We start from the raw sequence: 21756 nt of genomic DNA, 5'->3' as shown, positions 1-21756 counted from the left end.
TAGGGTTTCATGGTAGATTCAGATAGTTAAGATGAGTCAGTTCTTTTATGTATTGTACCTCATGAGTCCGTGAACGGCTATAATGGCTGGGGGGCTTAAAAAAGTTATGCAAGAGGGCTAATATAGGCGGTATAGCTTAGTGCTATTATTGCTGAACTCCTCCGGCTTGGGGATAAGCTGGGGAAAATAATAGCCGGTTGCCATCGGACTAATGCTTTGGCATTTGCTAAAATGTTAGGTGTAGCTGAACCGAAGAAGACCAATCTAACTTCAATACTGCTGAGGGTGATCCAATTATGTGTGGACGATTTAGTTTTTATCAAGCGCCTGAAACTGTGGCTGAGTTGTTTAAATTGGCGGGAATTCCCCAAATAAAACCCCGATATAATATTGCGCCGACTCAATCGGTTCCTACGGTGTTACAGCAGGAGGAAACCGAGGAACGTCAGTTCCAGATGATGCGATGGGGGCTGATTCCTGTTTGGGCTAAGGATGTGAAAATGGGGGCAAAACTGATTAATGCACGTTCGGAAACTGTGGCAGAAAAACCTTCGTTTCGATCGCCTTTTCGTCGTCGTCGGTGTTGGATTCTGGCGGATGGGTTCTATGAGTGGGAAACGACGGATTCCGGAAAACAACCCTTTTATTTTCAAGTGAAGGAGGGACAACCCTTTGCATTTGCGGGGTTGTGGGAACGCTGGCAGTCACCAGATGGGGAAGTGATTGAGTCTTGCACGATTTTAACGACGGAAGCAAATGAGCTCATGAGTCGGATTCATGTGCGGATGCCGGTGATTTTGTCTCCTACGAGTCGCGATCGCTGGCTGGATCCGGCAACCCCTCTGGATGAATTGCACTCACTCCTGACGCCTTACGATTCACAAGAAATGATCTCCTATCCCGTGAGTCGGATGATGAATACACCTAAAACTGACTCCCCAGACTGTGTACAACCGATCGCCGGGGGAGAGGGATGAATCAGTCTTTCAATTATCTACCCCTGGCGGATATTGCCGATCGCATCGCTGAAGAGGACTTTTTAACCCAGATTGCCGGAACTCCTTTGTGGGATGAAGCGCAAGTGAGGGTCACTTGGGATTGGCAACCGCCTTTTTTGGGTCAACTGGCGATCGCCTCTCGGCATGGATGTGCTTTAAGTTGGCTATTCCAGCAATTAAAAACCCAGACATTTTTTACTGAACTTCTCGACCCTAACTATTTCTATCGCTATTTAGTCAAAGCGGTGTGGCGTTATCAGTTTGACTGCTTACCCGATGACAACTCGGGTGAGATTTCTGATCGCGATCGCCTTCAATGGGAACAGGAGTTAAAGGGGGATTCCCCCACCCTTTCTGACTCACTTCGGGCAAATCCTCCCAGTCGCGCGATCGCCGGAACTGTTCACGAAGAAGATACTCCAACTGGACTACTGCAAACGGTTTTAGCGGCGGCAGATCGCCTGTTTGTGACCGAGTTTGTGGATTTATTTGTATATGGCAGCTTGATGCGGGGAGAAATCAATCATTATTTATTACAAAATGCCGAATACATCGGAGAAGATGCGATCGCCGATGCCGAGTTATTCAATTTAGGACCTTATCCCATGTTTATCCCGGGGACGGGAACTCTGTATGGTGAATGCTATCACATTCCCTTACAACTTATCCCCAATCTCGACCGATTGGAAGACCATCCTCACTTTTATCAACGGCGGTGGATACCCTGTTTGAGTGGTCAAATCCGGTTAGTTTATCAAGGGTTTGCCTCACATATCCCTGGCTGTCCGCAAATCATCAGTGGGTCCTGGCGCGATCGCCACTCAATCGAGAGTTCTCCCCCCGATTGATTCCTTCCCCAAGTGAGACAGTTTTTCATCGGTATTTTACCACTCCGTCAGTACGGGACAATGAGTCATACTTAAAAAAGCACCCTGTTTGATAATAATATGACGCTTGGAATCCAGACTAATCATTCCGTCCCGGCGGAGTTTGCCTAACATTCTTGTAATCGTAACCCGACTGGTGGCGATCGCCATTGCCAGATCATAATGGGTGAGTCTGACTCGTAACCGAGTTCCCTCTGGAACAGCTTCTCCCATGTCTTGTTTGAGAAGCAATAATAACTGAATTAACCGATCTTCTACCTTACGTTGACTGCTAATCGCCAGAATGGCTTCCACCTGCCGCATTCGCCGGATGAGTTGAGGGTACATTGCACTGGCTAAATGGGGCGATGCTTCTACTTCTCGCAGGGAAAACCACATCAAATAAACATCCGATAGGGCTTTGGCATGATAGGTTTGCAGGCAGCTAAAGGAGAGACTAAAACACATGGACGGTGCCACCCATCCTAATAGTCCCTCCTCTCCGGTGGGATAAAGAGTACCCAGTTGCACCAACCCTTGAGCAACTTGCCAAATCCCTTGAGATAAGAGGGGAATATTGTCGCCTTTGGCGTAAAAATGCAGTCGGCGTTCTTCTCTAGTGCGATGCCTATCGGTTTCTGGAACAGCCTTAAGTGTTTGAAGCATACCTACAACCTACCCGTCAATAACACGGGTTACAAACTTTAGGTTTACTCTATCGGGTCAAGGTAAAGATTAGGTAATCCTTGGCGGAAATCTGGGTTAAGATTGGGTTCCCATTTGGTTATGCCAAATTATTTTAGCTTTTTTTCTTTTTACCCCCGGCTTTTTTTGATTTGGAGGAGGGGATAGGATATAGCAGTTCTAAGCGTAAATGATCCCGGATTTGGGGTTTTAAATATTGCTGATGCAGGGGTTGCCACTCTAACCAGGACAAATAGCGGTTTTCTAGCAGTTTTTCCGCTAAAGTGGGTAGAGTCTCGGGAAGAGCAGAACCCAAAACTCGGGAGAGGGTTTCGGCTAAAACAACACTATCTTGCATTTTACCCAAAACCTCTTGAATCTCTTTGAGATCCTCCACATACTCGGAATATGCTTCCCCATAAAACTTCGTAAACAAGCTCATTTGATAGCGCACTCGCTTGACTTGCTTGCGCAGATCATGGAGGGTTTCTCCCTGGTGGGCGAATAATTCCTGGACCTCAGTCTCCGTCAGGTTATCGCTTTTTACTTTACCTTTTTTAGTTTTGATTCCCAGTAACCACCCGGGATGTAAAAATAGCTCGCTGACGGCGGGTAATAATAAGTCGGGAAGAATGTGTTGAATGGGCAGGAGTGCCATTTGTCCGAAACTGGGGCTGTTTAACCACTCGGCTAAACTGTTTTTAAAGGACAAATAGATTTCACTGTTCAAGGTTTCCCGGACGGCATCAAAAGCTTGGTTCCGTTCAAATTTTAAGAGGGTGAGGGCACGTTTGAATTCTTCTTGTTCCCCGTCCGGTAAGGTATCTTGATAATCGGTTTCTAGGGTTTCTAGGAGGACATCTAAATCCCGTAAGCTGCCCAGACTGCGGGAAATTTGGCCGATTTGACTTTGGCGGGCGGCTTTGGGTAAATCTAATGCCGGTGCAAATCCCTTGGCGACCGATCGCAATCGGCGCATCCCGACTCGCATTTGGTGCAGGGCTTCAGGGTCGCGATCGCTTAAAACATCTTCTTCATATTGAATTGTTGTTTGGAAATGTTTTTCCAGGGCAATTTTGGCCCAATCTCCTACGGTATTTGCGGACTGGTTGCTATCAGATTTCATGATGGAATATCACTCCTGGCACTGAGTTTGATTACAAAAAAATGCTAAGGTTGAGTATGATTAGCCGGAACTAAGGCTCATTGTATCACACTTTTCCCCTAAACGGTTATCGAAAAACTTCCGAGGTGAGTGAGCTAGATTCAGCGAGAATCGGTTCCGGTTGATATCGCCAGGGTGGAATCGTGATATCCAGGGGTTTGCTAATCCACAAGTCATATCGAACAGCAGCGTCTTCGCTTTGGCAGGACCGCACGAAGGGTTTGCCGGTCCAGATTTGACAGCTACACAGGGGTTTGGGTTCTTGAATGTCATAGCCTCCAGAAATGGGCTGCAATTGAAAAAATTCGATATGCCAATGTGCGGGTTCCACGGCAACGGATTCGGCAATGCACTCGGAGGGTAAATCCCTGGGGTTTGTCTGAGGGCTGTTATAGGGTTTGATGGCGATGGGGAGGTAGTCGATATCCAACAGATAATGGTTAAAGCCCAGATGGTTTGCCCGTTGGACGATTTGCTGCCAGTCATGGAGGGGCTGTAACTCGCCTTCCCGGGGGCTGGTTTGTTCAAAGTAATAGCCGCCAAAGAGCCAAATTAGTTTGGTGAGGATAGTTTCTACCCGATGGCGATCGCGCTTTAATAACTCCACATCTTCCGGTAATAACATCCGTCCCGGGACCGCCCACCAATATTCCCAAGTCAACTCGCCATCAAAGGGGACTAGGCGTTTCACCACTCCAGGAATGCGATCGCGCAATTGGATCTGACGAACCTCGGCGATCGTCCCTTCTTCCGGTACTGGCAAGGGTAAGTTTAAATGCCCTTGCAGGGGATGTTCAGGGGCGCTGGCTTCCTCTGGGGACATCACCCCTCGATTTTTTGGGAGGGTTGAAAGTTTACTGTATAACATGATTCATTTTCCTCTGGTCTTCTGCTTTATTATTCCTCTCTTTAAGGATAATTCCTCGGGCTATTTATGAGGTTCTCTCCTAGGCAGGTCTTAATCTTTTCTTTAGAAAATTTTTGAATAAAATTAGAAATTATCAATCTGCTATGGGGCCGATTGAGATATCAACCCCAGAATACCCGGATAATTTCCAGGACGGGGGAACTGTCTGCCAGCAAAGGTAGCAACAACCTCGGGCTAAAATGCGATCGCCCTCTAATCACCACTGAGGCATAGACATCAACAAAGCCGTTGCTGCCGTTGCATCCACGGGTCGGGAAAACAAATATCCCTGTCCCGATTCACATTGCAACGCACGCAGTTGAGCCAATTGTTCCAAAGTTTCCACCCCTTCAGCCACCACATCCATCTCTAAATTGTGAGCTAAATCGATACAAGTGCGAACAATTTCCAAACTTTCCGCTTCACTGCTCATCCGACTCACAAAAGAGCGGTCAATTTTTAATGTATCAATCGGCAACCGTTGCAACCGACTCAGGGAGGAATACCCCGTCCCAAAATCATCAATAGACAACTGAATTTGCCGTTTTTTGAGCTGGTTGAGCAAACTCGCGGCGGACTCTGCTGCTGCCATAATTGCAGTTTCTGTAATTTCAAGCTTCAAGCAAGAACCACTCAACCCGGTTTGCTGGAGGATCTGGTCAATATAATCCACCAGTCCGGGATTGCCAAATTGCACCCCCGCTACATTAACGCTCATGGTCAAAAATGGCACAGATCCCCCGACTCCCTCCCCGCGTTCTCGATTCGGGAGGATTAAACCCAGGGATTCCCATCGTTCGTGCCACTGTTGCAATTGACGACAGGCTTCCTCTAGGACCCATGCCCCCATTGGCACAATTGATCCGGTTCCTTCCGCAACGGGGATAAACTCCCCGGGTAGCACAAAGCCCCGCCGGGGGTGTTGCCAGCGCACCAGGGCTTCAAATCCGGCAATTTGGCCGGTTTTTAAGTCGATAATCGGCTGGTAATACAGGAGCAACTCCTGGCGTTTGAGGGCGAGTCGCAGGTCAGTTTCGAGTTGTAACATGGCCAAGGCCCCGGAATGCATTTGGCGTTCAAATACAGCGGTCCGTCCTCCCCCCATTGTTTTGGCATGATACATAGCGGTGTCGGCGGCGCGTAAAAAGTCTTCGGGCCGTTCTAAACTTTGGCCGGAGGCGGATTCGGTCCCGTTGCCATTGCTTAAGGGGGACTGGGCTTGACTATACTCCGCAGTCTGGGGAAAGCTAATGGCAATGCCGATACTGGCAGTGCTAAACATATCATGACCGTTGATTTGAAAGGGGAGGGTGAGTTCTTTGTGAATGCGATCGGCAATGGCGAGGGAGGTGGCGGGGTCGTCAATTTCATCAACTAAAATCGCAAATTCATCGGTCCCCACCCGTGCTAGGGTATCTTTGGGTCGGATACAGGTTCCCAAGCGGCGGGCTGTGGCATTGAGGAGGAGGTCACCGACTAAGTGTCCGAAACTATATTTAATGATGCTAAACCGATCTAAATCGATAAAGAGGACGGCAAAGCCATAATGGGGACGGCGTTTGGATTGGCGTAGCGATCGCCCTAATCCGTTGAGGAACCACGCCTCATTCGGCAATCCGGTCAGGGGGTCGTAAAAGGCATTATACAAGAGTTGTTCCCGGTCTTTGTTGCGATCGGTCACATCATGGACGACGGCTAAATGGAGGCCGGAAATAAAATTAGCGCTGGCGGAATATTCTACATCTCGAATGGTTCCGTCAGACCGGATAATTTTGAGTTCGCCGGTGTCTCGACCCACGGTGCGGAATTTGGTGAAGCCGGTTTTGAACTCACAGGTGGATTCCATATACTTATAAATCGGCTGTCCAATTAGGTCTTTTTTGGAGAGTCCTAAGAGGGTACAAGCGGCAGGATTGACGTTTGTAAATTGGCCGAGGTCGTTGAAAATTGCCATCGCATCAAGGGCGCAATCGAACACGGCCCGCAGTTGGCGTTCGTTCGCTTGCATGGCTTTTTCTGCCAACAGGCGCGATCGCCGTCCGGCAAATTCCCGCAATTCCCGCTCAATTGCCGGAATCAATCGGGCGAGGTAATCTTTCATGACATAATCATGGGCACCGGCTTTCATGGCGGCGATCGCTGCATCTTCCCCGATTTGCCCCGAAACGATAATAAAGGGTAAATCCAGTCCCATTTGTTGCATCACCGCTAATGCCTCGGGCGCGCTAAATTGGGGCAAGGCATAATCCGCTAAAATCAGTTCCCAATTTTCCCGCTGGAGGGCGTTTTTCATGGACTCGGGATTGTCTACTCGTTCTACGGTCAAATCATAACCGCCGCGTTTGAGTTCGCGCAGTAGCAATAAGGCATCATCCTCGGAATCTTCTACCATCAACACGCGCAACGGTCGCCCCATTTTCATCCTCCTTCGTGGTTTGGGTCCTGGTAAAATATTGGGGAACTTTAAAACTATATCGGAATTTCCAATTACCTATTATTAATTTATTGGAAAACCCAATTACTTTAACCCATCGGTTATGAATTTTCACCCTGGAGTTTAGCTAGACAATTTTTGACGTTTTATTAATGGCTTTTATATTATTAATTAAAAATACATTCGGGTTCTTTTGTCTGTTACCCCGGATACAATTTTTCCTAACCCAAAGTCACCACCGACACCGCCTGGAGGGGGTGTCGGTTGTGATAACAGGTGGCAAATCTCCCCCGGGGAAGCCATTGCTGCCCAATTACAGGGTAAAATAAAAGGTGGCACCCTGATTCACTTCGGAGGTGGCCCACACTTGGCCGCCATGACGCTTGACAATCCGAGAGACTGTCGCTAAACCAATCCCGGTGCCTTCAAACTCGCTGGTTGTGTGCAAGCGTTGAAAGGGCGCAAAGAGTTTATCAGCGTAGCTCATATTAAAACCGGCCCCGTTATCTCGCACAAAGTAGACAGTTTTGTGAGCCGTACCGGGGACACGCTTTCCCTCAGCCAGGACCGGGCGATCGCTGATGCCCAATTCAATACAGGCATGGGCGGTTTTACTGGTAAATTTCCAGGCATTACCCAGCAAATTTTCCAACATCACTTGCAGCAAGTGCGGATCTCCCTCAGCCATCAAACCCTCGGCAAATTTAAACCGGGCGGGGCGATCGCGTTGAGTCTCTTGGAGTTCCGTGGCGATCTCCCAGGCCATTTTACTCAGATTCACCGGCTTTCGTTGCATCTGAGTGCGGGTAACACGGGAAAGACTCAAAAGGTCATCAATCAGTTGATTCATGCGCTCAGTGGCGGTACAGACTCGGTGCAGGTAATCTTTCCCCGTCGCGTCTAAAACCGTTTGATAGTCTTCCATGACTGCTTTGGTAAATCCCCCGATCGCCCGCAGGGGAGCACGCAAATCGTGAGAGACGGAGTAACAAAAGGCTTCCAGTTCTTGGTTTGCCGATTGCAGTTCAGCAGTCCGTTCCGTGACTCGTCGTTCGAGTTGGGCGTTGAGTTGACCCATGACATCTTCCCGTTGACAGCGATCGCTAATATCACAGTCAAACACCGCCAAATGAGTCACCTCACCCTGGGAATCCATCGCCGGATAGATGGAAACCTCAAAGTGAGCCGTGTGGCGAACTTCTTTAAATCGGACCGGCTTCCCAGTCTGAATGACTTGTTCCATATAGTTTCGGCGCACTTGCGCCAACCAGTCCGGGAGGTGGTCATACATACATTGTTCCCTCGCCTCCGGCAGTTCCAGTCCGAGGCGTTGTGCTGCCAGGGGGTTACTGGCTAATAGTATGCCTTGGGGATTAACTAGGTATAATGATTCCGTGGTGGCGTTTAAGAGTGCTAAAATCGTAGGATCAGTGGCAATTCTGGGTTCTTCAAGGGGGACCTTGGCGATCGCACCCCGGCTTGGTTTCATCTGTACTTCCGGGGTGGCGCTGTTGGCTCTTTGTGCTTCTCCATTCCCGAACAGGGTTGATCCACAAATCTGTTGTAATTTATGCCAGTATGTATCAATACTCTCACTTGGCTCAAGCTCAGACTGGGTTGCTCTGGGCAAGGGCTGGTTTATATCCCCCAGCATTTCGCACAAGGTAGCATTCACTTTGAGAAATCGTTCCTCTAACTGAGCGATCGCCAGAGGTGAGGGCGACTGCTCATCCAGACTGGAGAATCCTCCTCCCTCGTCAAATTTCGATAATAAGTGGGATGGGAGATGGCGGTTATCCCCTTCTTTTCCATCCTCCTGAATCCCTTCCCGGCGCCAGAAAACTAGGGAATTTTCAACGGCTTTCAGGGAAGCCGATTCCATCCAAGAAGCCTGTTCGTTCCTGTTTAACGGTTCTTGAAAATGGCTACTGACCCCGGTTAGGGCAGTTTCTGGACCCGCCTCTAAATCGGCCAGACTGGCGGCAAAAATCCCGCTAAATTGATGCTCTACTTTTTGGGGAATTCCCCTCCAAATTTCTTCTAGTTCTGGCTTCTCAATCGGTTGTGCGGCAGCGTAAGTTAAGCCTTTTTCTTGGTGGATAATCCGCCAAGATAGCCAACAGTATTCACCCATTTTGTGTCGATATCGATTGGTGATGTGGCTAACTTGGCCGATATCGCAGGCTCGTTCACTCATTACAGTCCGGCGGAGATCATCAGGATGGATTAAGTCACGCCAGGAGAGCGATCGCAAGTCTTCTAAGCTCCATCCTAGAACGCTTTGCCAACTGGAGTTGAGCTTCAGGAAATCTCCTTCACGGTCTCTGATGCACAACAATTCCCTAGATAGATTAAAGAATACCTGAATTTCCTCGGGAACGATCTCTGGTGTTACTGCCATTGCTTCGAGCCGTTCAATCATTTGTTTTGCCCCTAGATTGCCACTTTTCATCTATCATTTCCCTGACCGCTGAATTGCTCCCCTGTTTGCCGCTTCCGAGGCCCGATTGGCCTCGGGGATTTTTCTTTTGCTTTGAGGCGGGATTGCCTAAGAGTTAGATTATTTTTTTGGTGACAATTTCCTCTCCCTTTTAAAAATTTTCTCTTGATTTATCAATTGTAATTGATACTTCGGAAGTTTGGAGATTCTGTTATCAAAATTTGACCGGAACCAGCGCTCCGCTTTTTCCCTTCCAATTCAACCCGATGTTTTTTCGGCCTAACCCTGTATTGTTACCGTTTGATCGCGCTCAGTTCCAGTTTTCCCTATTTTTTAATAACCCTCCCTCTTTTGATTCCGATTGTTTCCCCCAAGTCCCTCTGACTTTATCTGAATTATTGCAAATTTCAGAAATACTTTATAGTTTTTTAATTTCCCGACTCTTATCCAGGTTGACTCCGTTTAAATCCCTTACCTGCCCTTTCTATTTTGCTTACCCTCAAGGCTTAAAAACCCCTTCGGGAACTCTTTAAGCTGGACTCATTCTTTTAATTGATCACCGCTCAAACTCGGGAAAAGTTCGGAACCCGAACTCGTTCTAAAGTTGACCCAGTAAGCGAGAATAGCTATAGAGTTCAGGCGCACAGTAGGGTCAGCCCTCCAAGGTGATTTCTATTCCTGATGCGTAAATTTTGGATAATTTAACAATCCCTAACTCAGGTTTAAAAGGAGATCTGGCTCATTTCCCATTCTAAAGAGCAGGGATGAGATTGACCCATTTACCCCGTTTCAAATGGAGGGTGCATTCCCTGACTATGTTTTTGCGGGGGAAGAGTGGGGATGAAGCGGATTCGCGGGTCTTCATGCATATTGAGGTTTCGTTTTACCGTTACCCAGGGTGTTAAAATTTCTGTTACCTAGATTACTAAATCTAGGGTAATTTGTCAATTGTTTGGTGAGAATTAAGAATCCTTAAAGAGAACCGCCGCATTAGGTTAAGAAACCCTAACAAGCGGATTAAACGCCTCTGCGATCGCCGGAACTATTCGCTTAAATAGGGGGGATTACCCCTAATCCCAGATATGATTATCAATGATATAAATCCTGAGTTTTTATCCCTCGGTTGACCTGGAGTAATTGAGAGAAGGGAGTCCAGGTTTCGCGGGAGGAAGTTCAGGATGGGGTTGTGCAGTGGAGATGAAAAAAGGATAAAAAAATAAAAAGAGTCTGAGTCAGGAAAATAGCGATCGCCTGACTCAGCAGTAGAGAGGTGCGTTAGACAGATCCACCAAGGGACGAACTGCCTTTAACGCTGCTGCATTAATAAAGGACGCACAACCCAATACCCGGCACCAAAGGCACTCACCACAATCAGCAGGATCATAATCAGCAATCCCAATCCCCCGAGATCCGCTCGCTTAACCGGACGGGTGGTGCGACGAGGACGAGTTTCCGGCTGTTCAGTAAATAAAGCTTCTCCCATACCCGGAGTTGCACCCATATCCGTCATAGCGAAGGGAGAACCCACCGCCGAACCGGGAATCCCACTAAGCTGCGGATGAGCACTTTCTGGATGGGGTGTGGCAGAATATGCCGATTCCCCCCGGTGGGTGCGATCGCCACTGCGGTTCACTGGGGGACTCTGGGGTTCCCAAGCATCCACCACCTGCTGTAAATGCACCGCAGATTGAACCACCGTTTCAATTTCCTGGCGCAGTTGTCGATTTTGTTGTAGTAACTGGTGATTTTGAGTCGTGAGGGAATCTAACCGTTCCTGTGCCGTTTGTAACTCAGCGACGACTTCTCGATACAGAGAGATAGGAACCGAAGGAGAATAGGGTTGGGTAGAAGGAGTTGTCGGGGTTGTCGGCAGATTGCCGGAGGCAGTAGCATTTCGCATAAGGGCTTACTCGGGTAGTAGGAGGACAAGAGGCGATCGCAACGGTTCTGAGTCTTTTGATGTTAGAACTCTGCCTCAGATTACAACAACGATTACCTGGCTTCGTCAAGGATTTGCTACAAATCTCTACGATTGAGGCACTGGGCAATCGAGACAGGATAGCATAGACTCCAGATTAGAGGGCGCTCGCCCTGACCCTGAACCAATCTTTACTCTTTATCTTAAATCCTGGCGTCCCGGCATTCAAGGTCCCGGACCCCAAGACTATCCGAATCGGAGTAATTTCTGTCACCATAGAATTAATCACGAGACATTCAGTCCCTATTCAGTCAAAATGAGCAAATCTTCCATGCAGTCCGATGTATCGCCAACCGCCACCCCTGCCGATGACACCCCGCAGATCAAGTATGGGGAACGGGAAATCGAAGAGGGACAGTTAATTACTTTTCCCAATCCCCGAATCGGCAGACGCTATGACATTCACATCACCTTACCGGAATTTACCTGTAAATGTCCGTTTTCCGGCTATCCGGATTTTGCCACCATTTACATTACCTACATTCCGAATGAACGGGTGGTGGAACTCAAAGCGATCAAACTCTATATCAACAGTTACCGCGATCGCTACATTTCCCACGAAGAATCCATCAATCAAATCCTGGATGACTTCGTAGCCGCCTGCGACCCCCTAGAAGCTACCATCAAAGGCGATTTTCATCCCCGGGGTAACGTCCACACTGTGATAGAAGTTCGCCATACCAAACCTCAGACTTAATTCTAAAAAGCCCCCCAGGCATTAAACATTTATTCCTCTGGCCTCCCCCTTTTTAAGGGGGACGGGAGGGGGATCTCCCGGGGGGATCAATCCGGAATGAAAGCAAAAAGTCTATTAATTTTGACCGGCTAAAGAACCGGAGGCGATCGCCACCCCATCGGAACTCGGTTTCTCCTCTAAACTATCCAAAATTTCAATCACTTCTCGCTCAAACGTCACTTGGGCACGATTTGTTTTTCCACCCACATACAGTTCCTTATCCTGTTCTAACGCCCAAACCTGGGAATGAGAAACATAACTCATCATCACCCCCAACATTAACAAACCAAACCCTAAATAAACCATCGGAATACCCGGGTCAGCTTTAATTTGTAACCCCGTACTGCCAATCACTTTCTTAATCTTCAGCGTCACCCCATTCACCGGAGTTTCCATCCCGGGACGCAGACTCGTCATTAATTTCCCTTCCATATCATAGAGTAAAAGCGTTCCCTGTAAATCCTTTGCCAACAGCGAAACCCCTTCACTCAAATCCGGCTTAGTGGGAATCCAAGTTCCCCATAACCGCGCACCACCCCCGGTATTTAATAGCGCCATCGGCAGTTGAAAAATCGGACTATTATTCAACTGAACCTGAACCGCTGAAACACCCCAATCGGTTTGATACATCGTCACCCCACGATACCGCAGGGGTTTGTTCACATGAATGGTTTGGCGATCGCGTTCCTGACCCTCACTATCAATCACCGACAAATCAGAATAAAACTGGTCTATCGTTCCATCCGGCTTGTAATCAATCCAGAATTGATTCACATGAACCGCCCAATCCTTTGGAACTTGGGACATGGAAAACGGACCAGCATCAATAATATTTTGAACCTGAAAGGTTTCCCCACTCGGAATAATTTCCTGAGCCATAAAACCCGTCATTGCACCCAAAATCGACCCTGCCAGAATAATCAACATACTGGCATGAACCAAAATCGGACCAATTTTCCCCATTAACCCTTTTCTGGCATAGAGAGTATTTCCTTCCCGAAATACTAAATAACGCCTTTTTTGTAACAGTTCTTCTAACTGATTTAGATTCGCTTCATCCACTTGAGCACTCAGCGCCAGCTTTTCAAATTGCCGAGGAGTTTTATAAAATTTCCAACTCCGCGCCGCCGTTAAAGCCGGAAATTGATGGGTAAAGGTGCAAGCGGTTAAACTCGAACCAAACAACACCAATAAAGCTAAAAACCACCAAGTCCGATACACATGATCCAACCCTACAACTTGGATCACTTTCCAAGTTAAGAAACCAAAAAGAGCCGGAGATTCGGGATAGTTGGATTGATAAAAAGCGGGTGATTGACCCTGCTCAATTACCGTCCCAGAGATACTAAATACCGCGATGGCTAATAAGAGGGCGATCGCCAATCGTAAATCCCCCAAAAACGGCAACAGTTCCCGCCGAAAAAACTTCTTGGGAACCGACAACCAACTACTTAAACTCTGCGTATCATTTGTCATTTGTTATTTGTCCTTTGTCCTTTGTCATTTGTCATTTGTCATTTGTCATTTGTCATTAGTCATTTGGCCTTTGTCTTTTCTAATGACCAATGACCAATGACCAATTCCTACACCACCGGAAGCAGTCGAAATAAGAGGGAAAAAACGCCAAACCCGACTAAAAGCGCTCCACTAACCGGCGTAATCCAACCGGACCAGCGCCGCACTTCTAACAGCTTTTTAATCGTAGCCGTAAACGTACCCGCCAAAATCAAAGGAGCCACATAACCCGCCGTATAAGCCAGCAATAAAGCCCCGCCTAACATGACATCTTGGGTACTCGCAATCCAAGCCAATAACGTTGCTAAAACCGGGGTACTACAAGGAGAAGCCACCAACCCAAACGTCAGTCCCAACAAATAGGAACGCACCCCATCGGGCACATCCTGGGGAATCAAATCCATCCCATCCAAAGAAGGCAAACGCAACGGTAATGCCTCCAAAAGATTGAGTCCCATCAAAATTGCTATTACGCTCACCAGAATCGGCAAACCAATCCCCACCTGACCATAAACCTGACCCACATAAGCCGCTACAATACCCAATGCAGCGAGGGTAGTAGCTAAACCAAAAGCAAACCAAGTAGACTGCGCCGCTGCCTGAATCCGACTTTGGGCCTCATACCCGCCAATATAGCCAATTGTAATCGGCAGCATCGACAACATACAAGGGGTCAAGCTAGTCAGCAACCCCGCCAAAAAAATAATCAAGACACTCACCCAGGAAAGGTGACTCAATTGGCTAGAAACGAGACCCTCAGCGAGTTGTTGCAGGTGGTACAGAGAAGTTTGCACAGAATCAATCATGCTTTAACCGGGGAAAAGGCCCAATATGAACAATTGTAACGTAGAGGATACCCCGGCGATCGCACAAGTTCAACTCAACCCGATCAAATGGCGATCGGTCCCTTCCCCCGGTTCACCGTCCCGACTTCAGTCGTTTCCGAATATGTGAACTCACAATTTTTTTAAAATTTTGCTCTCAAATCAACTATTTAATTACTTGCTTTTTTGAATTTAATATAAAAATTCGAGAAACATATTTATTTTAAAATAGCTTGTTTTAATCAAATTTATTAAATGAAATAATCCTGGTCATCATGTCAATTGAGAGCCGGAACAGGATGCGATCGCCTCATACCATCCGCTACAATAAAACTAAATCCATTATCAACAGTCATACGAGGTTGCATAATGTCTGTTCTACCTCAAACCTCAGTTTCTGAGATAAAAATTACCTGGCCTAAACTCCCAGACGACTTTGTACTCCCAGACGACCCCGTGGAAAATTTAGAACATCCTTTATTAGCAAATGCCCTCCGTCACTCTTTGACTCCGGAGTTATGCCAAGATGCCTTAATTTCGTCCAACTTTGCATTGTGTGCTGCTATTAATAACCGCCCCATCTGCAAAGCCCCCGATTGGATGTACATTCGTCCCGTGGCACCTTGGTCCAGTCCCGAACCCCGTCGCAGCTACACTCCCCACACAGAAGGACCCATTCCCCTCATGGTTATGGAATTCCTATCGGATACTTATGGGGAAGAATACTCAATGGAATTTCAAAAACGCATCGGTAAATGGTACTTTTATGAACAAATTATTAAAGTACCCCTGTACGCGATATTTCATCCCCAAATGGCTGATTTAGAACTGTACGCTTTAGAATCCAACCGATATCAAATACAGACACCCGATGCTAATGGTTTCTATTGGATTCCCGGACTAGAGCTCTTTTTAGGCGTCTGGCAGGGGACCCGGGACAACCGCACCGGCAATTGGTTGCGCTGGTGGAATGCTGATGGTGAACTCCTGCGATGGCCCGAAGAACGAGAGGAAACTGAACGCCAACGCGCGGAAACTGAACGCCAACGCGCGGAAACTGAACGCCAACGCGCGGAAAATGAGCGCCAACGGGCTGAAAAACTAGCGCAACGGTTGCGTGAGTTGGGAGTAGATCCAGATAGTTAACGAAATGGAGGGGTGTGAAGAATCAGCGATCGCCCCTCCAAGCCATCTCCCTATTTTTTGCGCTCAATCCTCTCGTTCCAAAATTAGGGGAATGTCACCGGAGGCATGAAGTATCCGCAATACTTCTATGCTTTCATCCTGGGTTAGGTAAAAAATCAAATATTTCCCAAAACCCTGGATTTTCCACTTTCGCAAGCCAAGCAAAAGTGTATTTTCTACTTGATAAGGGCTACCTATCCCGGGAGTTTTTGCTAATTGAGAGAAAGTCTGACGTGCGGCATCAAAAAATTGAAGTGCCACATCCATATTGTCTTGAGCTATGTACGCAAAACAATCATCCAAGTCAAGCATCGCCCTCGGCCTGATCGTAATTCGTCTCGTCATTGATTCTGCTGGTGAACTCGCTGTAACAGTTCACTGCGTTTTTGTTCCCACCATTCATCAGTTACTTCAATGGGTTCGCCACTGTGTAAACCTTCTATTAACTTCGCCTCTAGTTGCGATCGCGCGGCTTGTTTTTGGTCTTCACGAATCAAGTGTTCGATGTACTCACTCGCTGTACTATAGCCAGATTCAGCAATCCTTGCTTTTATGAACTCCTGCATAGACTCCGACAATAAAATATTGAGTGGGGTCATGGGTTGTTTCCCTCCAATCCTATCCTCATCAAAATTGTGGCAAATTTTATCAGTTCATGCCCAGCAGACTAAACGGCTATTGTTCAACCAAGGGAGGCGATCTCAATTCTACGCCCTAGGCAACCCTACCGCTTTCTCCGTCCTCTGCCGAAGCGCGATCGCCGCTTATCCGCCAACGACACCACCTCCCCAGCACTACTTTCCCTTGCCACCCGAATCAAAATCCCCGCACACATCAAACTAGCAATCATCGAACTCCCCCCATAACTAAACAGCGGCAGGGGTAAACCCGTCGTCGGCAGCGCACCCGTCGCCACCCCAATATTCAGCAGAGACTGACCAATCATCACCACCATCACCCCGATCGCCACCAACTGCTGCACAATTTCCCGAGTCTTGTACGCCACCAACAACGCCAGCGTCGCATAACTCCCCAGCAGCAGCATCAGCACCATACTCCCGACAAATCCAAATTCCTCGGCATACACCGCAAAAATAAAATCGGTGTACTGAATCGGCAAATACAGCAACTTTTGTTGGGACAAACCATACCCCGTCCCCAAAGTCCCCCCGGACCCCACCGCTAACAAACTTTGAATCAACTGGTATCCATCTCCAAAGCGATCGGCCCAAGGATTTAAAAACGACATCACCCGCCGTCGTTGATATTCCTTGAGGCTAATACTCAACACCGCCAGGAGGAACCCTCCAAATGCCGTACTCCCCAAATAAGAAAACGGTAAACCCGACCCCAAAGCAATCAACCAAAGTGTCATCCCACAAAGGGCCGTGGTACTCAAGTTCGGCTGTACCAAGATTCCCAACAGGACCGCCACGAAAATCACTAACCAATTAATCCGTACCTGCCAAGTCAAGCGGTTCCAGTTTCCAAAAATTCGCGCCGCTTGCAAAATCAGAAAGGGTTTAATTAACTCCGAAGGTTGAATCAAAGCCGGACCCAATTTTAACCACCGGGTGGCCCCATTCACCGTCGTCCCCAATCCCGGCACGATCGTCAGCCAAATCAACCCCAGCAGGATAATTACCGCCCAATCCGTAATGCCTTGAATGTATCGCAGGGGGGTATAAACCAGGACATTGAAGCCGATTAAGCCAACCACAACCCAGATCAGTTGCCGTTTAAAATAGTACAGCCCGTCCCCAAACTCAGCATTGGCACTGGGATAAGAGGCGGAAAATAGCACCGCCAAACCCACAAACAGCCAGAGGAAGGTCAACCATCGCAATAGTCGAGCTTCTAAGGCCCATTCTTTGACGGCAGGATCGAAAACGGGAATCAGTAGGCGTTGCATCCAAAGCAAGTCCGATAACTACATTAAGTTTAGTTCAGTATATTTTATGATTTCCCAAATGAACGCGGAAGGAGGGAACGACTGAAGTCGTTACTACGAACTTTGAGGGGATAACGACTGAAGTCGTTACTACGAACTTTTCCCCCGTCCCCCAAGGACAAATGACCAATGACCAATGACCAATGAAATGCAAAAAGAGGCCCTAAAGACCTCTTTTCATAATCTCATTAAAGCTGGAAGTGCTTTCTGTAGTGATGTCAGTAAGAAGTGAACTACCGAACGGTGAATCGATCAATTACACCGTCGGCTTCCTACCCAGCAGACTGCAAGACCGTAGATTTCTTGCGTCCTCTACTATCTCGACTTACACCTGGGCGATAGGCGATCTCCCCGGTCCCCGAGGATAAAATCCGCAGTCCTTCATCTCTGATATTCTTGGCAGCGTTTATGTCTCTATCGTGCTTCGTTTGACAATTTTCACACTGCCAAGTCCTGACATTCAAGGTCAGGCTTCTTACTTGATTAAGGCAAACATTGCAGGTTTTAGAGCTAGGAAAGAATCGGTCTACTTCAAGGTAAATTTTTCCTTCTTGCTCTGCTTTATATTTCAGCATGGTACAGAACTGGCCCCATCCCATCTGGCTGATGGCTTTAGCGAGACAGTGGTTTTTGACCATGTTCCTGACCGCTAGATTTTCCACCACTATAACTTGGTTTTCGTCTACCATCCTGCGTGATAGTTTATGGTGAAAATCTTCCCTGCATCTAGCTATTTTGTTATGTACCCCGGCTACCTGTTTACGGGTTTTGTTCCGGTTGTTAGAGCCTTTTTTCCTTCTGGACAACCGCTTCTGTTTTGCTCTTAGATTTTTCTCGTGTTTAGCTAACCAACGGGGGTTATCAAATTTAGACCCATCGGAGGTGGTAGCAAAATGAGTCAAGCCTAAATCGATACCTATCGCTTTCCCTTCAGTCGTTTTTTCTGGGATCTCTCTCCCATCATCGACTAGAACAGAGGCGAAGTATTGGCATGAAGCATTCATTGACACTGTGACTGTTCTTATTGCCCCATCAATCGGTCTATGCAGTCTGGCATGAACAATCCCCATTTTAGGGAATTTGATGCCATCTTCTACAATAGAGACATTCTGAGGATAACTAATGGATGGGTTACGGTGCTTTGATTTGAATTGAGGATAAGAAGCCCTCCCTTCAAAAAAGTTGATAAAAGCCCTGGACAAATTTAGGGCAACAACCTGTAAGCATTGGGAATAAGGTTCTTTCATCCATTCATACTCTTTCTTGAGATTAGTTATCTCCTTCTGGATGGCAAAGCGACCTAGACCCTTCCCTGTAGCTTTGTAGGTTTCGTTGGTAAGGTTGAGAGCGTAGTTCCATGCGAATCTGCAACAACCAAAACTTTGAGCAAGGTGTTGCCTTTGCTCGGAGGTTGGGTAAATTCTGTACTTGGTTGCTCTCAACATTACCGTAAAAACAATTTGCGATAATATATCATAACAAGACAATCTCACTGATTGTCAATTTTTAGGGTATCTAACCCTTCAACTCACTTGAGGGGTCCATGTATCCCGACGCTGACCGTTCCGGTACAGCGCGGGACTTATAGCCCTTCAAACTCCCCAGTAGTTAAGATATGCCGGTGTTCATACCGGGTTTGCCAGTGGCAAGCTGAACTTTGATGATTTTGCCGCCCATTTTCATAATCCGTTGCTGCTCTTTAAACCAATTGTCGTAGGGAACAAGCTTGGTGAAATAGGTATTTTGTAATTCCCGCTGGGTGCGAATCCGGCTTTGGCTTGGCACGCAAGCCGTCACTTTGAACATTCTCATTGGCTTCTTGCTCCTGTTTCGGTGGAAAAAATTTGTATCTGAACAAAACTATCTTAATTGAAGCCAGGGAGTCCAGAGTCAATACTAGCTCGTTAAAACTCATCGAAATCTTTTCTCAAGCCTTTGACGATCTAGCACTCACTCTTGACTTCCCTGTCCTCAAAACTAAGTCGAGTTAATCGAGCGTTGTCAGAGTTAGCGATGATTTTTTAATCGCTGCTCTACAGGCTCCACACTCACCATTTAGCTCAAGCCAGAGCAGATGTAGTCGAAGTAGACACCCATTTCTTTACCGGCATCAGGACCTACCAAACCGGCGGTGACTTCTTTCATGGCTTGGATTGCTTGCACGGTTGCACCGATGGGCACACCCAAGGAATTATAGGTTTCTTTCAAGCCATTGAGCACGCGCTCGTCGAGGATGGAGGGGTCAGCCGCCAGCATCGCATAGGTGGCATAACGGAGGTAGTAGTCGAGGTCACGAATGCAAGCTGCATAGCGACGGGTGGTGTACATATTACCACCGGGACGGGTTACATCCGAGTACAGCAGGGACTTGGCAACGGCTTCCTTAACGATGGTGGCTGCATTGGCGCTGATAGCGGTTGCAGCACGAACGCGGAGTTCGCCGGTTTGGAAGTAGCCCTTGAGTTTGTCAAGAGCGGAGTTGTCTAGGTACTTACCTTGGACGTCAGAGGAGTTAATAACAGCAGTAATTGCGTCTTGCATCTTTTATGTTTCCTTAAACTGCGCGATCTGTGATTATTTACCTTAAACGAATGGAGTAGAGAAAAGCTCTACTGCATCGCACCGATAACGTAGTCGAAGTAGGAGCCAGCTTCGGCTGCATCTTCAGCAGACAGTAAGGAAGCAGCTACGTTCTTCATGGCACGGATGCCTTCTGCAACGCCTTCAATCGGGGTGCCGAGAGATTTGTACATTTCACGAACACCGACAATTCCGATTTCTTCAATCGGGGTGACGTCGCCAGCAACGATACCGTAGCTGATCAGACGCAGGTAGTAGTCCAAGTCGCGCAGGCAGGTTGCGGTCATTTCTTCACCGTAGGCATTGCCACCGGGAGAAACCACATCAGGACGCTTCTGGAACAGTTGATCGCCAGCTTGCTTGACGATACGCTCGCGGGATTCGCTCATGATTTGGGCGATGCGAACGCGGCGCTCACCAGTGGTGACGAAAGACTTGATCCGATCTAATTCGCCGGGGCTAAGGTAGCGAGCCTCAGCATCTGCATTCACGATGGACTTCGTGACGATACTCATTAACTACTTCCTCCAACAATGAGAGTGTGTATCCAGATATATAAGATATTAATCTGGGTTTTGCAAGACCTTTCTCGGGTTTTGTGTCTTTAGGTTTTTTTACTCAGTGCTTGGGTTTAAGTCCCTTTTTCCTGAGTTACCCCACTTCTCCCTAGCAGTATTCTAAGGGAAGGTGGTTCACAAAAAAAACTTTTGACTTCGACTGGATTTTGCAAATACGGATATTTTGCATCATGACGTTTACATTCGCACGCCTTACTTAATATTTTGTAACAATTGTGCTCAGTTAAAGGGGGTAAGACCCCTATTTTCAGCCAGTTGGCCCCACTTTATCAAGTTAATGATTGGTAATTGAGAAACCAGGTAGATTCTGCCTCTAAAATTTCGTATCTGTAATTCCACCAGGAGAACCTTTCAGCGAGGGGGGTCCCTAAGACAGGTTCCAGTGGGGCCACTGGCTGGTAAAATGGGCGAAGATGGGGATTATAGACTGGGGATGTTCAGGGACTTCCCCTCGGCGATCGCCTGACATTCAGAGACAGTCAAAGCCATGAGTACATTTTTCGCCCACCGACTCCGAAACAAATTTGTGGCAAGTGCGGTGCAGGACTTTAATCAGGGTATTTCTCAAAGCCCTTTAGATAGAATGCGATCGCCTACAAGTTACAGAGTTTCAAAACCGTTTATTTAGATATTTCTCAGGATTCTCACCCCTTAGAACCGGCAATTTTAGATACACTGGTCATTTTATTAGATTAGACAATCAGCAGCCCATTAAGATCTCGGATATTTTTAGCTTATTCTTGATTTTTGGCAATTTTTAAATGTATTCGAGATTTTCCGGATTCAAAAAATTCCCTTTAAAGCTATTTAGGGGAGGGTCGATGTCTTCCCCTTGCTACTGATACCATTGATTTTATATTGACCTCACCTCTTTATATTAACCTTGTTAGTTGTCATAAAAATTATTGCATTTGT

General features: G+C 47.3%; 20 protein-coding genes. 5 read left to right on the top strand and 15 right to left on the bottom strand.

Translation table 11 applies throughout. The features are described 5' to 3' along the window. Positions 1-296 precede the first annotated feature (296 nt). Complete coding sequence (locus NG792_RS14805; protein WP_261235874.1) at positions 297-977, top strand: SOS response-associated peptidase; 681 nt, start codon at positions 297-299, stop codon at positions 975-977. After that, the gene (locus tag NG792_RS14800; protein ID WP_261235873.1) at positions 974-1846 is read left to right on the top strand and encodes a gamma-glutamylcyclotransferase family protein; all 873 of its coding nucleotides are present in this window, start codon (positions 974-976) and stop codon (positions 1844-1846) included. Before NG792_RS14805 ends, NG792_RS14800 begins: the two co-directional genes overlap by 4 nt. A gap of 36 nt (positions 1847-1882) precedes the next feature. Here the strand turns inward: NG792_RS14800 and NG792_RS14795 are convergent, their stop codons facing one another. From NG792_RS14795 to NG792_RS14770, 6 genes are all read right to left on the bottom strand, one after another. After that, complete coding sequence (locus NG792_RS14795; RefSeq protein ID WP_261235872.1) at positions 1883-2530, bottom strand: Crp/Fnr family transcriptional regulator; 648 nt, start codon at positions 2528-2530, stop codon at positions 1883-1885. Between the two features lie 133 nt (positions 2531-2663). Continuing rightward, positions 2664-3674, bottom strand: a complete 1011-nt coding sequence (locus NG792_RS14790; RefSeq protein WP_261199610.1) for a CHAD domain-containing protein — start codon at positions 3672-3674, stop codon at positions 2664-2666. A 106-nt stretch (positions 3675-3780) separates the two neighbouring features. Beyond that, the gene (locus NG792_RS14785) at positions 3781-4581 is read right to left on the bottom strand and encodes a hypothetical protein (RefSeq protein WP_261199609.1); all 801 of its coding nucleotides are present in this window, start codon (positions 4579-4581) and stop codon (positions 3781-3783) included. 256 nt (positions 4582-4837) lie between these two features. Continuing rightward, the gene (locus NG792_RS14780) at positions 4838-7042 is read right to left on the bottom strand and encodes an EAL domain-containing response regulator (RefSeq protein ID WP_261235871.1); all 2205 of its coding nucleotides are present in this window, start codon (positions 7040-7042) and stop codon (positions 4838-4840) included. 325 nt (positions 7043-7367) lie between these two features. After that, positions 7368-9476 (bottom strand): PAS domain-containing sensor histidine kinase, encoded by a 2109-nt coding sequence (locus tag NG792_RS14775; RefSeq protein WP_261235870.1) that lies wholly within the window; start codon positions 9474-9476, stop codon positions 7368-7370. 1324 nt (positions 9477-10800) lie between these two features. Continuing rightward, positions 10801-11394 carry a bZIP transcription factor gene (locus NG792_RS14770; protein WP_261199606.1) on the bottom strand — a complete coding sequence of 198 codons (594 nt, stop codon included), beginning with the start codon at positions 11392-11394 and terminating at the stop codon, positions 10801-10803. 349 nt (positions 11395-11743) lie between these two features. On the opposite strand from NG792_RS14770, the gene queF reads away from it, so the two are divergent. After that, a complete protein-coding gene (queF, locus tag NG792_RS14765; RefSeq protein ID WP_261198427.1) occupies positions 11744-12169 on the top strand; it encodes a preQ(1) synthase in 426 nt (141 codons plus the stop codon). A gap of 114 nt (positions 12170-12283) precedes the next feature. Here the strand turns inward: queF and NG792_RS14760 are convergent, their stop codons facing one another. Together NG792_RS14760 and NG792_RS14755 are read right to left on the bottom strand one after the other, a co-directional pair. Further along, positions 12284-13684 (bottom strand): cytochrome c biogenesis protein, encoded by a 1401-nt coding sequence (locus NG792_RS14760; protein ID WP_261198420.1) that lies wholly within the window; start codon positions 13682-13684, stop codon positions 12284-12286. A gap of 107 nt (positions 13685-13791) precedes the next feature. Further along, a complete protein-coding gene (locus NG792_RS14755) occupies positions 13792-14529 on the bottom strand; it encodes a cytochrome c biogenesis protein CcdA (protein WP_261235869.1) in 738 nt (245 codons plus the stop codon). 25 nt (positions 14530-14554) lie between these two features. Between NG792_RS14755 and NG792_RS14750 the strand changes: the two genes are divergently transcribed. Both NG792_RS14750 and NG792_RS14745 read left to right on the top strand, forming a co-directional pair. Then, the gene (locus NG792_RS14750) at positions 14555-14677 is read left to right on the top strand and encodes a hypothetical protein (RefSeq protein WP_261235868.1); all 123 of its coding nucleotides are present in this window, start codon (positions 14555-14557) and stop codon (positions 14675-14677) included. Between the two features lie 239 nt (positions 14678-14916). Further along, positions 14917-15693, top strand: coding sequence for a Uma2 family endonuclease (locus NG792_RS14745; protein ID WP_261235867.1), 777 nt, complete (start codon positions 14917-14919; stop codon positions 15691-15693). 63 nt (positions 15694-15756) lie between these two features. On the opposite strand, the gene NG792_RS14740 is transcribed toward NG792_RS14745, so the two are convergent. The 7 genes from NG792_RS14740 to apcA all read right to left on the bottom strand — a co-directional run bounded on the left by NG792_RS14740 (position 15757) and on the right by apcA (position 20778). Next, entirely contained in the window at positions 15757-16077 is a 321-nt protein-coding gene (locus NG792_RS14740; RefSeq protein WP_261198416.1) for a type II toxin-antitoxin system RelE/ParE family toxin, read from the bottom strand. Beyond that, a complete protein-coding gene (locus NG792_RS14735; protein ID WP_261198415.1) occupies positions 16074-16331 on the bottom strand; it encodes a ribbon-helix-helix domain-containing protein in 258 nt (85 codons plus the stop codon). The genes NG792_RS14740 and NG792_RS14735 overlap by 4 nt, the downstream gene beginning before the upstream one ends. A gap of 125 nt (positions 16332-16456) precedes the next feature. Beyond that, positions 16457-17644, bottom strand: a complete 1188-nt coding sequence (locus NG792_RS14730) for an FtsW/RodA/SpoVE family cell cycle protein (RefSeq protein WP_261198414.1) — start codon at positions 17642-17644, stop codon at positions 16457-16459. 311 nt (positions 17645-17955) lie between these two features. Further along, positions 17956-19128 carry an RNA-guided endonuclease InsQ/TnpB family protein gene (locus NG792_RS14725; RefSeq protein WP_261235879.1) on the bottom strand — a complete coding sequence of 391 codons (1173 nt, stop codon included), beginning with the start codon at positions 19126-19128 and terminating at the stop codon, positions 17956-17958. 163 nt (positions 19129-19291) lie between these two features. Continuing rightward, complete coding sequence (locus NG792_RS14720) at positions 19292-19495, bottom strand: phycobilisome linker polypeptide (protein ID WP_015147227.1); 204 nt, start codon at positions 19493-19495, stop codon at positions 19292-19294. Positions 19496-19738: 243 nt separating this feature from the next. Beyond that, complete coding sequence (gene apcB / locus NG792_RS14715; RefSeq protein ID WP_261206883.1) at positions 19739-20224, bottom strand: allophycocyanin subunit beta; 486 nt, start codon at positions 20222-20224, stop codon at positions 19739-19741. A gap of 68 nt (positions 20225-20292) precedes the next feature. Then, the gene (gene apcA, locus NG792_RS14710) at positions 20293-20778 is read right to left on the bottom strand and encodes an allophycocyanin subunit alpha (RefSeq protein ID WP_254568361.1); all 486 of its coding nucleotides are present in this window, start codon (positions 20776-20778) and stop codon (positions 20293-20295) included. Positions 20779-21756 lie beyond the last annotated feature (978 nt).

This window comes from Laspinema olomoucense D3b (genome assembly GCF_025370785.1).
Taxonomy (GTDB): domain Bacteria; phylum Cyanobacteriota; class Cyanobacteriia; order Cyanobacteriales; family Laspinemataceae; genus Laspinema; species Laspinema olomoucense.
This window is presented reverse-complemented; position numbering and strand designations above follow the sequence as displayed.